Genomic DNA, 13,895 nt, shown 5'->3' with positions numbered 1-13,895 from the left:
GATACATGACGGGCATTCTGCTGGAACTGGATCTGACGCGTGGGGTCCTGGAGACTCCGCCTGCTTCGCCGCTGGCCGCTTTTCGGGCTCGGCATCTGCCGACCATGCGGGAGCTGGTGCGGGCGCTGCGCAAGGGCGCCGAGGACGATCAGGTGGTCGGGCTGGTCGCGCACCTGGGCGGGCCGGCGCTGTCGCTGGCTCAGGTACAGGACCTGCGGGAGGCCGTGGCCGACTTCCGGGCGTCGGGGAAGGGCGCGGTCGCCTGGACCGAGTCGTTCGGCGAGATCGGCGGCGGGACCGTGCCGTACTACCTGGCGACGGCGTTCGACGAGATCTGGGTGCAGCCGTCGGGGGATCTGGCGATCACCGGGGTGTCGATCCAGGCGACCTTCATCAAGGGCGCGCTGGACAAGGCTGGGGTGATTCCGCAGTTCGGCAAGCGCCGGGAGTACAAGTCGGCGGTGGAGACCTTCACCGAGAAGGAGATGTCCGGGCCGGCCCGCGAGATGGCGTCGCGGCTGGCCGAGTCGGCGTACGAGCAGATCGTCGAGGGCATCGCAGTACGGCGCCGGCTGGAGCCTGCGAAGGTGCGGGAGTTCGTCGACGACGCTCCGCTGTCCGCAGAGGCCGGTCGTGAGGCCGGGCTGGTCGACAAGCTCGGCTACCGGTCTGATGTCTACGAAGCGTTGGAGAAGCGGCTGGGGGAGACCACACCGCTCCTGGCCGAGCGGTACGTCCGCCGCGGACCCAGGACGCTGCAGGAGGTACGCAAGAACCTCCCCTGGCCGCAGAAGCCCGTAGTGGCGGTGATCCGGATCAGCGGAGGCATCAGTGTCGGCCGCAACTCGGGTGGTGGACCCATTGGCGGCCCGGGCTCGGGGTCGGACACCATCGGAGCCGCCCTGCGCGCTGTAGCCGAGGACGACAAGGTCAAGGCCGTCGTACTGCGGGTAGACAGCCCAGGCGGCTCCTATGTCGCCTCAGACGCCATCCGCCACGAGGTACTCCGCCTGCGGGCCACCGGCCGCCCAGTCATCGCCTCCATGGGCAGCGTCGCCGCGTCAGGCGGGTACTTCGTCGCCATGCCCGCAGACGTCATCGTCGCCCAGCCGGGCACCATCACCGGCTCCATCGGCGTCTTCTCCGGCAAGGGCGTGGTACGGGACGCCCTGGGCCGCATCGGCATCTCCCGAGAGGCTGTGTCGGAAGGCGCCAACGCCCGGATGTACTCGGCCCAGGAAGAGTTCACCACCGAGCAGTGGGAACGCCTGGAAGAGACCCTGGACCGCATCTACGACGACTTCGTCGCCAAAGCCGCCCAGGACCGCGGCCTCCCCGTCGCCGACCTGGAAGCCCTGGCCCGTGGCCGAGTCTGGACCGGCGCCGACGCCCACGAGCGCAAGCTGGTCGACGAACTAGGGGGCTTCGAACACGCCCTCCGCCTAGCCTGCAACCGCGCAGGCCTCGACAGAGACAACATCACCCTCACCGCAGCGCCTCACCGATCCCTGATCGACCGCCTGCGCCCACCGGAGTCCACCGACGACCTGGCGGCCATGGCCCGCTCCTGGACCACAGACGGCCTCACCAGCACCATCTACGCGGCCCTGGGCCTCCCACCCACCGGCACCCTCACCATGCCAATGACCTGGCGCCTCAGCTAGCAGATCCGCGGCGTGACACAGACAGCTGAGGAGTCGCGCCGGATCGCCACGGCCGTGGCGGGCCGTCGGGGTGCCCGGAATGTGCGGCAGGCGGGGATCGGTACCGAGTTCGTGTTCTTCGTGGCGGACGGGGTGGACGGTCCGGAAGGCTACCGGGTCCCGCGGAGCGCGATGTTCCGGACGGCCAACAACGCCGGCGTCGCTGCGGCGAGACTGCAGGAGCAGGAGCGGTCGCTGATGGTGTGGGCCGCTGAACAAGGCGTTCCCAGCGTGCGGGTTCAGGACTTGATCGAGGTGGAGGGAAGCCCGGTTCTCGTCGTCGACGTCGTGCCGGACGACGGATCGGCGCTGGACGGCCGTTCGTTCGGCCGGATCATCGGCCTGCTACATCGTGCACCGGTTCCACGTCTGGCTCCGGTTGCCCAGCAGGGGCGCGCCATCGCCGAGCGGATCGCCCGCCGGCTCACCGAACGCCATGCGGCACTGAGCCGGTACGGGCTGGCAGCACTCCCCGGCGAACCCAGGTTGGCCGAGCTGGTCCGGGCGGGGAGTGGCCCGGAGGTGGTGACGCATCTGGACCTGCGCCGGCAGAACGTTCGCTGCAGGCGGGGAGAGGTGACGGCGTTGTTCGACTGGAGCAACGCACTGCTCGCGCCGGCGGCGCTGGAGCTTGCCCGGCTCACGGAGTACGCCGAGATCGCGGACAACGGACTGCCACTGGACGATGTTCTCGCGGGTTATCGCGAGGCGGGTGGGCAGGTCGCGAACGACACCGAGGCCTGGACGGTCCTCCGGCTGGACACCTCGGTGATGCTCGCGAACGTCTTCGACTCGGTGGCTCCGGACCAGCCGCTGCGGGATCTCTTCCTGGACAGATCCGACCAGCTGGCCCGGTCGATCAGCTGATCGCTACTTGTCGCGGTCTCCGCCGGGGACCCAGAGGACGTCGCCGCCCGAGGACAGGTTGGCTACCCGGCCGAGGATGAAGAGCAGGTCCGACAGGCGGTTCAGGTAGGTGATGGCGAGCAGGTTGACCGTCGGGCCGTGGGCTTCGACGGCTGTCCAGGCGGAGCGTTCCGCGCGGCGGGTGACCGTGCGGGCGACGTTGAGGTACGCGGCGCCCGGCGTACCGCCCGGGAGGATGAAGGAGCGGAGTTTGGTGAGCCGGTTGTTGTACTCGTCGCACCAGCCCTCGAGGCGGTCGATGTAGTCCTGGGTGATCCGCAGGGGCGGGTACTCGGGGTCCGGGGAGATCGGGTTGCACAGGTCGGCGCCGACGTCGAAGAGGTCGTTCTGGATCCTGGTCAGCAGCAGCACCAGGGAACTGTTCAGGTGGCCGGCCGCGATCGCGACGCCGATCGAGGAGTTCGCCTCGTCGACATCGCCGTACGCCACCACCCGTGAATCGGTCTTCGATGCCTTGCTCATGTCGCCCAGGCGGGTCTCGCCGGCGTCTCCGGTCCGGGTATAGATCCGCGTCAAGTTCACAGCCATGTCACGGCACTCTACGCAAGCTTTCGACAGCGAGCCGATACAGTCAGCGGGTGGAACGGTTTCGGATCGCAGGTGAGGCACGGCTCGAGGGCAGCGTCGAGGTGGCGGGCGCGAAGAACAGCGTGCTGAAGCTGATGGCGGCGGCACTGCTGGCGGAGGGTACGACGACGCTGCGGCAGGTGCCGAGCATTCTCGACGTCACCTTCATGGCCCAGTTGCTGGACACCCTCGGCTGCTCGGTGAAGATCGACGCGGACTCGGCCAGCGCGACGATCGCGGTACCGGCCGAGATCGGGTACCAGTGCGACTACGAGCTGGTACGCAAGCTGAGGGCCTCGATCTCCGTCCTCGGCCCGCTGCTGGGCCGCTGTGGCCGCGCCGAGGTGGCCCTGCCTGGTGGCGACAACATCGGCTCCCGCGGGCTGAACATGCACGTCGCCGGGCTGGAGTCGATGGGCGCGAAAGTCCACATCGAGCACGGTTTCGTGATCGCGGAGGCGCCGCAGGGCCTGCACGGCGCGGAGGTCTGGCTGGACTTCCCGAGCGTCGGCGCGACCGAGACGATCATGATGGCCGCGGTGCTCGCCAAGGGCACCACGGTGATCGAGAACGCCGCCCGCGAGCCGGAGATCCAGGACATCGCCGCGATGCTGGTCGAGATGGGCGCGCAGATCGAGGGCGCCGGTACGCCGAGGATCGAGGTGACCGGTGTCGACGGGCTGCTCCAGCCGGTCGACCACGTGACCGTCCCGGACCGGATCGTCTCCGGCAGCTGGGCCTTCGCCGCCGCCATCACCAAGGGTGACATCACCATCGCGAACGGTCACGCCGAGCACCTCGAGTTGCCGCTGGACAAGCTGCACAAGGCCGGCGCCGAGATCACCGTGCTCAACCCGGGCTTCCGGGTCCAGATGCACGACCGTCCGAAGCCCGTCGACGTCGTCACGCTGCCGTATCCGGGGTTCGCGACCGATCTGCAGGCGTTCGTGATCGCGATGAACGCGCTCAGTGACGGGGCCGCGATGGTCACCGAGAACCTCTTCGAGGGCCGCTTCACCTTCGCCCAGGAGCTCACCCGGCTCGGCGCCCACATCCAGACGGACGGCCACCACGCGGTGGTACGGGGTGTTCCGCGGCTGTCCGGAGCCCCGGTGGTCGCCAGCGACATCCGTGCGGGCGCCGCCCTCGTCATCGCCGGGCTCGCCGCCGAGGGCGAGACATTGGTCTCAGCCGCTCACCACGTCCACCGCGGCTACACGGACTTCGCCGGCAACCTGCGCCGCCTGGGCGCCGACGTGACCGTCGAGCCGGACGACGCCGAGCTGTACTGGAACTAACCCGCCCCGCGGGGCGGCGACGGGCTGGGGTGGTTGGAGGGGCGGGGAGGGGAGAGGGCAGGTTAGGGTCGGTCGCATGACTGAGCGTGTGATCAAGCCTGTCGGCCGCGGTTTCCTCTTCTTCGACTCGCACCCGGCCGGGTGCGAGCAGATCGTCCGGGACCTGACCGGGCAGGTCGAGGCGCGCACGCCGGACACCCGCCCGGTCGCGCTCGTGATCGGTTCCAGCTCGGGCTACGGGCTGGCCACGACCATCGCCGGGCTGGCCCGCTACGGCATCGACGGCGTCGGCATCTCCTTCGAGAAGGCGCCGGCCCGCCGTACGGCCACCGCGGGCTGGTACCGCACCGCCGCCACCGCCGCGTACGCCGAAACCGTCGGCAGCACCTTCCACTTCCTCAACGCAGATGCCTTCGCCGACACCACCAAGGCAGACGTGCTCGACCTGCTGCAGGAGAAGTTCGGGGGAGTCGACTACCTGATCTACAGCGTCGCCGCGCCCCGCCGGGTCGACCCGCGCACCGGCACGACGTACCAGTCGGCCATCAAGGCGATCGGCCAGGCCGCGCAGACCAAGAGCCTCGCCTACGACGACGGCCAGCCCGTACTGCAAGAGGTCGGCATCGAGGTCGCCACCGACGAGGAGGTCGCCGAGACCGTCGCTGTCATGGGTGGCGAGGACTGGGCCCGCTGGGTGGACGCACTGGAGGAGCGCAAGCTGCTCAAGGACGGCTTCACCACCGTCGCCCTCACCTACATCGGCAGTGAGCTCACCGGCCCCATCTACCGCCAGGGCTCGATCGGCGCCGCCAAGGCCCACCTGGAGGCCACTGCGCAGGACCTGAGCCGCAGGGACGGCGTACACGCCCGTACGTCGGTCAACGGCGCAGCAGTCACCCAGGCGTCGTCCGCGATCCCCGGCATCGGCCTGTACGTCAGCCTGCTCCACAAGGTGCTAGGCGACGGCATGCAGACCCCCATGCAGCAGTCGATCTCCCTGTGGGACCAGCTCACCGGCGAGCAGCCGCTGGACCTCGACGAGGACGGCCGCATCCGCCTGGACCGCTGGGAGCTGGCCGACGACATCCAAGCCGCGGTGCGCGCCAAGTGGGACGCAGCGACCCAGGAGAACATCGCAGAGGTCGCCGACACCGTCTGGTTCCAAGAGGAAGTCCGCCGCCTCTACGGCTTCGATGTCCCCGGCGTGGACTATGAAGCCCCCACCGAGGTCGACGTGGAGTGGCCGGCCAAGGCCTGAAGCCCTACAGCGGCTTGAAGGAGACCATTTCCAGGACCAGGTCGCCTGCCTCGTCGGAGGCGTCCAGGTCGATGGTGGCGGTGATTCGCCAGTCGTGGTTGCCTTCGGGGTCGTCGATGATCTGCTGGACCTCCCAGTAGCCCGGGTGCTCCTCGACGATGAACAGCGCCGGGCCGCGGGCGGCAGGGCCGGTGGGTAGCGAGTCGTGCTCGGCGTAGTACGCGGTACCGGCCTCTGCCCAGCGTCCGGCGTCCCACCCGGAGTCGTTGTCCAGTTGCCCCAGCTCCGCCCAGCGGTGCATCGAGACGAGCTCCACGCGGCGGAACATCGCGTTGCGGACAAGGACCCGGAAAGCCCTTGTGTTCAAGGTGATCCGGCGTGGGCCTTGGAGGACCGGCACGACGACCTCCTCGGTCGAAGGGTTGGTCAGCTCCTCCCACTCGTCGAGCAGGCTGGAGTCGGTCTGCCGGACGACCTCGCCGAGCCACTCGATCAGGTCGGTCAGGTCCTCGTTCACCTTGTCCGGCGGGACCGTCTGACGCAGCGCCTTGTACGCGTCGCTGAGGTAGCGCAGGACGATGCCCTCTGAGCGCGCCAGCGCGTAGTACTGGATGTACTCGCCGAACGTCATCGCCCGCTCGAACATGTCCCGGACGACGGACTTCGGCGACAGCCCGGCCTCGGCGATCCACGGGTGGGTCTGCCGGTAGATCTCCAAGGTTGCCTCGAGCAACTCCTCCAGCGGTTTCGGCCAGCTGATCTCGTCGAGCAGCTCCATCCGCTCCTCGTACTCGATCCCGTCGGCCTTCATCCCCTGCACGGCTTCGCCCTTGGCGTGGTGCAACTGCGCCATCAGGATCGCCCGCGGATCCTCCAGCGTCGCCTCGACCACCGACACCACATCCAAGGCATACAGCGGGTCCTCGGGGTCGAGCAGATCCAGCGCCGCCAGCGCGAAGGTGGACAGCGGCTGGTTCAGTGAGAAGTCCTTCTGCAGATCGACCGTCAGCCGCAGCGTCCGGCCGAACTCGTCGGGCTCGTCCAGTCGCTCGACGACGCCCGCGGTCAGCAGCGTGCGGTAGATCTGGATCGCGCGCCGGATCAGCCGCAGCTGCGCCTTGGAGTCCTCGTGGTTGTCCTGCAGCAGGTGCCGCATGCTCGCGAACGCGTCGCCGTCGCGGGCGATCACGTTCAGCAGCATCGCGTGGCTGACCCGCATCCGCGACTGCAGCGGTTCGGGGTCGGCGGCGACGAGCCGGTCGAAGGTGTCCTCGCCCCAGGTGACGAAACCCTCCGGCGGCTTCTTGCGCTGGACCCTGCGCTGCTTCTTCGGGTCGTCGCCGGCCTTCGCGAGCAGGCGGACGTTCTCGACGACGTGATCCGGCGCCTGGACGACGACGCTGCCGGAGGTGTCGTACCCGGCGCGACCAGCGCGGCCGGCGATCTGGTGGAACTCGCGCGCCTTGAGGATGCGCTGGCGGCGGCCGTCGTACTTGCTCAGCGCGGTCAGCAGGACGGTACGGATCGGGACGTTGATGCCGACGCCGAGGGTGTCGGTGCCGCAGATGACCTTCAGCAAGCCGGCCTGCGCGAGCTGCTCGACCAACCGCCGGTACTTCGGCAGCATGCCCGCGTGGTGGACGCCGATGCCGTGCATGATCAGGCGCTGCAGCGTCTTGCCGAAGCCCGGGCTGAAACGGAAGTGCCCGATCAGCTCCTTGATCTTCTCCTTCTCCTCCTTCGTGCAGACGTTGATGCTGGTCAGCGCCTGGGCGCGTTCCAGGGCGGACGCCTGGGTGAAGTGGACGACATACACGGGGGACTGGTGGGTGACCAGGAGCTCGGCGAGCGTCTCGTGCAGCGGCGAGGTGACGTACTTGTAGACCAGCGGCACGGGTCGCTCGGCCGAGGAGACGATCGCGGTCGGGCGGCCGGTCCGCCGGTTCAGGTCGATCTTGAAGCGCTCGACGTCACCGAGGGTCGCCGACATCAGGATGAACTGGGCGTCGGGCAGTTCCAGCAGCGGTACCTGCCAGGCCCAGCCGCGGTCGGGCTCGGAGTAGAAGTGGAACTCGTCCATCACCACCTGGCCGACATCGGCCGCCCGGCCCTCGCGCAGCGCGACGTTGGCCAGCACTTCGGCGGTACAGCAGATGATCGGCGCGCCCGCGTTGACGGACGCATCGCCAGTCAGCATGCCGACCTTGTCCGCTCCGAAGACGTCACACAGCGCGAAGAACTTCTCCGACACCAGCGCCTTGATCGGCGCCGTGTAGAACGTGCGCTTGCCATGAGCCAGAGCCGCGAAGTGCGACCCGGTGGCCACCAGACTCTTCCCGGAGCCGGTCGGCGTCGACAGGATCACGTTCGACCCCGTCATCACCTCGATCAACGCTTCTTCCTGCGCCGGATACAGCGAGATCCCCTGCTCACCGACCCAGGTGGCAAAGGCGTCGTACAGGGCATCGACTTCGGTGGTTCCCGGCAGTTTCTCGGTGAGCGTCATCCCCACCATTGTCCCGCATGACTCAGAACAGCCCTGCCATCAGGTCAGCAGGGTCCTGGGACGGCGGCCACTCACTGACCTGGCCGTCGGTGAGGGCGGCGATTCGGCAGCTGCCGTCGGTACGGCGTACCAGGTCGGCCGAGACGAAGGGGAGGGCCAGGTCGGTGATGACAGGCTCGATCTCGACCAGATCCAGCCCGGCCGGGAGCTGGAGACAGCGCCCACCGATCCACCAGGTCCGGACGGTCGGGCCGGGCGCGGACTCCTGTACTACGGCCCGCAGCGCCGCAGGCCAGCGCGCTGGATCCTGGGCCAGTCGATAGTCGTCAGGACTGGTCCGCAACGTCACCCGGCGAGCATCCAGCACCTTGGCGAAGGCCGTGTACTCGCCAACCGTCATCGGCCAGCCGCGATAGACAGCGTCATCACCCGCCGGCACCCCAGCGACCATGTCCTCCGGATGCTCGTGAGCGGTGCAGTCGACCAACGCCACCGGTACGCCGAGCGCACGCGCCGCATCCGCCTCAGCCACGAACCGCGCATCCACGCGACCCGGCTCCAACGGATCCCCCGGTACCAGCAGCATGCACTGAATTGTCCCTGCGAACTGAGCGGCTCGCCTGTTCTCTCCGCGCGCCCCCGGCCGAGGACTTCCTGCTGTAATCAGCGGAAACACAGCTGATCAATGCCGCTTGTACCTTCAGCCGGGTGACAGTTCTGTCGTCCCGGCGCCGGGTCCGGTTGTGGTTCGGTCAGCACCAGATCGGCGAGTACATCGGCGACGCCGCCTACGCCGACCGCTACGCCGCCGCCATGCGCCGCCGCTTCCCCGGGCTGGAGATCACCAACGAAGCCCTGGCGGCCCGGAGCCCCTCAGCCACGAGCCGCCAGGTGTCCGAGGTGGGCTACTCGAGTTCGTAGGCCCGCTTGATGGTCTGCTCGACTTTGTTGCCTGCAGCATCGATGGCGACGGCGCGCAGGGTGACGAAGCCGCTGGACGGCTGGTCGACCGACGCCTTGAAGGTGTTGATGCCGGTACGGCGTACCTGCACCTGATGCCACGAGCCGCCGTCGTCGAAGGAGGCTGACACCTGCAGCGAGACGATCGGCTTGACGGGTGCCAGGAAGGCCGTCTGGACGGTGACCGGGAACTCGAAGCGGCCGCCTGGAGCGCGGTTGCGGTCGTCCAACGCCGGTGTGTAGCGGACATTCAGCAGGGGGAGGGCGGTGTCCACACCGTCGGGGGTGCGTTGGGATGTGAAGGTCCAGTCGGACGTGATCTCGGTGGAGAGCTTCGTCCAGGGCTGGCCCGGCTTGACGACTTTGGACAGGCGGTAGGTGGCGGGGGCGGCGGGCAGGGCGAAGGTCTGGATCGCCACCGAATCCGTCGAGCCGATCTGCTGGCCGTTGCGGAAGAGCGTGGTCTGCTCGGACTCACTGCTGACGTCGCCGAGCCGGTCGGGCACGCCGTCGGAGAAGGTCGGCACGTAGACGCTCAGGCTGTCACCGTCCCGGGAGACCCACGGCAGCTTCGGCCGTCCGGGGTTGCCGATCCGCGGGTCGGGCAGGCTCGGGCCGAAGACGCCGCGTTGCCAGTTGAGCTTGGTGGTCCGGCTGGCCCGGAAACGGTTCACCTCGGAGTCGAGCACCGAGTGGTACTCGTACCCGTTCTCCTCGCTGAAGCTGTACACCTCGTTGCCGAATGCCCAGTCCACGCCCTTCGTCGAGTAGTACTCGTCCCGCCGGAACGGCAGGCTCATGCTGATCGACGGCGTGAAGACGAACAACGGCAACCGGGTACCGTCCGCAGCCGCCTGTGGAGCCGTTGGGAAGCCGTAGTTGTCGGCGTAGAAGCCGGGCTCGCCGGCATACGACGCGTCGATGTGCGCGTACTCGCCCAGCTTGGTGATCACGGCCGGCTGCGCCGGGATCCGGCCGGGCCAGACGGCGACATCGTGGTACAGGTACGGGCTGTTCAGGAACGACCCGATACCCGGGACCGGACCATCCGGGGCGCCTGCCCAGGCGACATGCGAGTAGGCCGTGTAGTTCCGGGCAGTGCCCGTCTTGTTCGGTACTACGTACAGCTCCGGGACAGTGTTCGGGACGCCGTCACCGTCGATGCCGACGCCACCGATGTAGGTGCCGGTGCCGAGCGGCCGGTTCATCCCGAGGCCGCCGGTCGCCGCGATCGCGCCGGTGACCGGGGCCTTGAAGGCGACCTGCTTCGCCTTGCGTCCGTCCAGCACGATCGGTCCGGTCTTGCCGATCACCAGGTCGCCCTCGGTGAAGTAGGTCAGGTTCTTCCAGCCGGGTGCGCCCTCGCGGGCGGTCGCGGTGTAGCCGTCGACGATGTAGTGGCCGGCCGGCAGCGAGACGGTGTCGCCGGCCGAGACGACGTACATCTCCTGGTGCTCCACGTTGATCAGGTACGTGCCGGCCGAGTGCGTGTCGTCGTTCGTGCCCGGCGCGCCGGAGAAGTCGGTCATCTCCACCTTGTGCGGGTAGCGCGACACCTCCTTGCCGATGCCAACGGTCGTGCGGATCGCAGAGCCGTTGCCGCTGGCAACCAGCCAGGCGGCGTACGCGCCCTCGGCCTCGCGACCATCGGTGCGGCCGGTGACCTTGACCTGAGCGCTGCCGTTGGCCGGGATCGTGATCGAGGACCGGTCGAGGTGGAACAGCTTGGCGCCGTCGAGGCGGAGCGTCAGGTGGACCGGCCGCGAGCTCTTGTTGACGTACGTCACCGGCTTGGTGACCGGTTTGTCGTCGCTGTGCGGCGCGGTCTGCAGACCGAGGTTGAGGTTGCTCGGCATCGCCAGCACCTCCTGCTTGATCGCCTGCGCGACATCGACCCGGCCGGCGCCCTGGGTATAGATGCCTTGGGCATCGAGTCCGACCGACGAGCCCATCAACGCCGACTTCAGCTCCGGGGCCTTCCAGTCCGGGTGCTGCTGGGCCAGCAGGGCGGCGGCGCCCGCGACGTGCGGCGCGGCCATCGAGGTACCGGACAATTCGGCGTACGAGTCGTTGATGGCGAACGGTGCCAATGGGGTGTTCGCGGCGCGGGCAGCGACGATCCGGCTGCCCGGCGCGGAGATGTCGGGCTTCACCGACAGGTCGCCGACACGCGGGCCCTGGCTGGAGAACTCGCTGTGCGTGTCGGACTTGGTGACCGAGGCGACAGCGAGGGCCGCGTCCGCGGCAGCCGGGGTGGATACGGTCTGTTCGGCGCCGAAGTTGCCGGCCGAGACGACGAACAACGTGCCGGTACTGGCGGTCAGCTCGTTGATGGTCTCGGACAGGATGTCGGTACCGTCGCTCGGCCCACCGCCGATGCTCATGTTGACGACCTTCGCGCCGGACGTCGCGGCCCACTGCATCCCGGCGATCATCGCGGAGGACTCACAGTTGCGGTCGTCGCAGACCTTGCCGATCATCAGGCCGGCATCGGGAGCGACGCCCTTGTACTTGCCTTGCGAAGCAGCTCCCGTGCCGGCCACGGTCGAGGCGGTGTGGGTGCCGTGCCCGACCCGGTCCACGACGTCGTTCTCGTCGACGTGGCCGTCCTCGTCGGCGGTGAAGCCCTTGGTCGCGATCACCCGGTCCTTGAAGTCCGGGTGCGTCGCGTCGTACCCGGAGTCGAGCACGGCGACCTTCACGCCCTTGCCGGTGAAGCCCGCCTTCCACGCCGCGGGAGCGCCGATCTGCGGGACGCTGCGGTCGAGGTTCGGAGTGACGCCGCCGTCGAGCCAGACCTTCTTGACGCTGCCGGCCAGGCCGGTCTTGCGCTTGGCCTGCGGGCTGTTCAGCCAGTTGAACCACAGGTCGCCGGCTTGCGACCGCTCTTGGCTGATCGCTACCGCGTCGATGATCGGCAGTTCGCGCTTGACCACCGTGCCTTCGGGGAGGGCGGAGCGGACGGTACGGGGAGCGCCGTTGGCGGCGTACTGGACCAGGAGGGGGAGGCGCGGCGAGGACTTGTCGTCGAGGCCGAGGGTGGCGAGCAGGCTGACGTCGAACAGGCGCTCGTCGACGACGCCGGACGAGACGAGGGGGAAGGCGTCCAGTGGGACGACGAGTTCCTTGCCTTCGAAGGAGGACTTGTGGAAGGCCATTCCTTCGCGGCCGGGGCCGGGCTGGACGTTGGCGGCGCGGTAGCCGGTCCCGGTCTTCTGGACGGTGACCTTGTCGCCGGTGACAAGGGTGATGGTGAGCGGGGTGGCGGTGAGCGGGGTGGCGGTGCTCGCCAACCCGGCGCCGGCTCCGTCAGTACCGGCGCTGGGTTGGCTCGTTGGTGGGTTTTGGAGACCGGCGGCGGGGAGCGCCAGGGCGGTGGCGACCGCGAGCGACACGGCGGTCGCGGCGGCCAGGTTTCGGGATCGGGACAAGGTTCACCTCACGAAATGGGCGTTTCGGGGGATTTCAGGGCAGGGCGAAGCGCGACGACGGCCGGGCGGGGCCGTCGCCGGATCAGGTGAGGGGCTCTGGTGAGAGAGGTGTTAGCGGATTGCGGGGGAGGGCGGGGTGGGTTTTTCGTCGGTCCAGCCGGACTCGAGGACGACGTTGGCGCCGCGCTTGAAGCCGTCGTACTCCTGGCTCAGCAACCGGCCGGTGTTCGGGTCGACGATGAAGTTGGTCTTGCCGTCCCAGAGCCTGGTCGGTCCACTGGAAGGCCTGCCGGATTTGGCCCAGTCCATGCTGATCTGGGTGCCGGTCCGGCCGATCGGGTCCTTGACGTTCTCCTTGATCCGCACGCCCGGCAGCATCGACAGCACGCGCAGCGCCGCACCGCGCAGCTTCGGCGGCGACGGCATCTCGAACAGCAACCGCCCGGCCGCGCTGAACACCTGGTAGTTGATGTCGTCGGCCGTCATCCACGACTCCGCATTGGCCGCGAGCACCGCGCGCAGCTTCTCGGGATCGGTCGGCAGCGCCTGAATCTGCTGGGCGCTCACCGGCTTCACCCCGCTGAGGTAGTAACCGGGCGGCACCTCGTCGAAGGTCATCTTGTTGACCACCGGCTCGGTCGGCGCCATCGTCACCGGGTCCGTCTCAGTCATCGGCCACTCCGTCGGCGACCCCTGCGCCCGCCACTTGGCCGCGTCCGCGCGAGTCGCCGGGTGCGCGCCGAGATCGACCCAGCCGAACCAGGACTCGACGCCTTGCCGCATCGGCATCCAGCTCTCGGTGATGCTCTTCTGCAGGATCTTGTACTTCGGTGAGCCGACCTCGATCGCGCCGCGGATCTGCAGGTTGCGGACCCGGAAGAACTTGCCGGAGACCTTCTCGTCGACCTCCTGCTTGATGGCGAGCTGGACCAGCACCTGGCTGGCCGTCATCAGCCTGGGGCTGGTCGGCGTGACCGTGCTCGGCACTGGTCCCGCATCGCCGCCGGAGCCCGGCGACAGGATGAGCGGCGTCGCGAGCGCGGCCAGCGCCACGGTGGCGGCCGTCGCGGTCAAGGCCATTCCGACCCGGCCGGACTTCGCAGCGGCGTACCAGCGATCCCTGCGACGAGCAGTTTCGGCTTCGCGGATCAGCTCCTGTACCTGCCTGCGCGCCTTGCTCGTCGCGTCGGCGGACGGACCGGGCTGCTCGGGGAAGGCTTTGCGGAGCTTGTCGAACTCGTTCAT

The 13,895-nt window shown here is 68.7% G+C and carries 10 protein-coding genes; 5 read left to right on the top strand and 5 right to left on the bottom strand.

Annotated elements, in window-relative coordinates; all coding sequences use genetic code 11:
* Positions 1-5: 5 nt before the first annotated feature.
* Both sppA and ACIA12_RS38475 read left to right on the top strand, forming a co-directional pair.
* Positions 6-1,664, top strand: a complete 1,659-nt coding sequence (gene sppA, locus ACIA12_RS38480) for a signal peptide peptidase SppA (RefSeq protein ID WP_396372401.1) — start codon at positions 6-8, stop codon at positions 1,662-1,664.
* Between the two features lie 12 nt (positions 1,665-1,676).
* Positions 1,677-2,570 carry a phosphotransferase gene (locus ACIA12_RS38475; protein ID WP_396372400.1) on the top strand — a complete coding sequence of 298 codons (894 nt, stop codon included), beginning with the start codon at positions 1,677-1,679 and terminating at the stop codon, positions 2,568-2,570.
* Positions 2,571-2,573: 3 nt separating this feature from the next.
* Here the strand turns inward: ACIA12_RS38475 and ACIA12_RS38470 are convergent, their stop codons facing one another.
* The gene (locus tag ACIA12_RS38470; protein ID WP_396372399.1) at positions 2,574-3,158 is read right to left on the bottom strand and encodes a cob(I)yrinic acid a,c-diamide adenosyltransferase; all 585 of its coding nucleotides are present in this window, start codon (positions 3,156-3,158) and stop codon (positions 2,574-2,576) included.
* Positions 3,159-3,208: 50 nt separating this feature from the next.
* Between ACIA12_RS38470 and murA the strand changes: the two genes are divergently transcribed.
* Together murA and fabV are read left to right on the top strand one after the other, a co-directional pair.
* Positions 3,209-4,495: a UDP-N-acetylglucosamine 1-carboxyvinyltransferase gene (gene murA, locus ACIA12_RS38465; RefSeq protein WP_396372398.1), complete on the top strand. Its 1,287-nt coding sequence runs from the start codon at positions 3,209-3,211 to the stop codon at positions 4,493-4,495.
* A 76-nt stretch (positions 4,496-4,571) separates the two neighbouring features.
* Positions 4,572-5,753: an enoyl-[acyl-carrier-protein] reductase FabV gene (gene fabV, locus ACIA12_RS38460; protein WP_396372397.1), complete on the top strand. Its 1,182-nt coding sequence runs from the start codon at positions 4,572-4,574 to the stop codon at positions 5,751-5,753.
* Positions 5,754-5,757: 4 nt separating this feature from the next.
* Here the strand turns inward: fabV and ACIA12_RS38455 are convergent, their stop codons facing one another.
* The gene (locus ACIA12_RS38455; RefSeq protein WP_396372396.1) at positions 5,758-8,259 is read right to left on the bottom strand and encodes a DEAD/DEAH box helicase; all 2,502 of its coding nucleotides are present in this window, start codon (positions 8,257-8,259) and stop codon (positions 5,758-5,760) included.
* Between the two features lie 22 nt (positions 8,260-8,281).
* Positions 8,282-8,845 carry an ATP-grasp domain-containing protein gene (locus ACIA12_RS38450; RefSeq protein ID WP_396372395.1) on the bottom strand — a complete coding sequence of 188 codons (564 nt, stop codon included), beginning with the start codon at positions 8,843-8,845 and terminating at the stop codon, positions 8,282-8,284.
* A 122-nt stretch (positions 8,846-8,967) separates the two neighbouring features.
* Here ACIA12_RS38450 and ACIA12_RS38445 point away from each other — a divergent pair, with 122 nt between their 5' ends.
* Positions 8,968-9,180, top strand: coding sequence for a hypothetical protein (locus tag ACIA12_RS38445; protein WP_396372394.1), 213 nt, complete (start codon positions 8,968-8,970; stop codon positions 9,178-9,180).
* On the opposite strand, the gene ACIA12_RS38440 is transcribed toward ACIA12_RS38445, so the two are convergent.
* Positions 9,165-12,650 carry a S8 family serine peptidase gene (locus ACIA12_RS38440; protein WP_396372393.1) on the bottom strand — a complete coding sequence of 1,162 codons (3,486 nt, stop codon included), beginning with the start codon at positions 12,648-12,650 and terminating at the stop codon, positions 9,165-9,167. The two genes, ACIA12_RS38445 and ACIA12_RS38440, sit on opposite strands and share 16 nt — an antisense overlap.
* A gap of 111 nt (positions 12,651-12,761) precedes the next feature.
* Positions 12,762-13,895 (bottom strand): CU044_5270 family protein, encoded by a 1,134-nt coding sequence (locus tag ACIA12_RS38435; protein ID WP_396372392.1) that lies wholly within the window; start codon positions 13,893-13,895, stop codon positions 12,762-12,764.

This window comes from Kribbella sp. NPDC051620 (genome assembly GCF_044453825.1).
In the GTDB taxonomy this organism is placed as follows: domain Bacteria; phylum Actinomycetota; class Actinomycetes; order Propionibacteriales; family Kribbellaceae; genus Kribbella.
The sequence above is the reverse complement of the archived record's forward strand: the minus strand, read 5'-3'. Positions and strand labels throughout refer to the sequence as shown.

Bases quoted from the DNA above. Each gene is read 5' to 3' on its own strand.
- ACIA12_RS38470 (WP_396372399.1), bottom strand. From the start codon at position 3,158: ATGGCTGTGAACTTGACGCGGATCTATACCCGGACCGGAGACGCCGGC.
- ACIA12_RS38435 (WP_396372392.1), bottom strand. From the start codon at position 13,895: ATGAACGAGTTCGACAAGCTCCGCAAAGCCTTCCCCGAGCAGCCCGGT.
- ACIA12_RS38450 (WP_396372395.1), bottom strand. From the start codon at position 8,845: ATGCTGCTGGTACCGGGGGATCCGTTGGAGCCGGGTCGCGTGGATGCG.
- ACIA12_RS38455 (WP_396372396.1), bottom strand. From the start codon at position 8,259: ATGACGCTCACCGAGAAACTGCCGGGAACCACCGAAGTCGATGCCCTG.
- sppA (WP_396372401.1), top strand. From the start codon at position 6: ATGACGGGCATTCTGCTGGAACTGGATCTGACGCGTGGGGTCCTGGAG.
- fabV (WP_396372397.1), top strand. From the start codon at position 4,572: ATGACTGAGCGTGTGATCAAGCCTGTCGGCCGCGGTTTCCTCTTCTTC.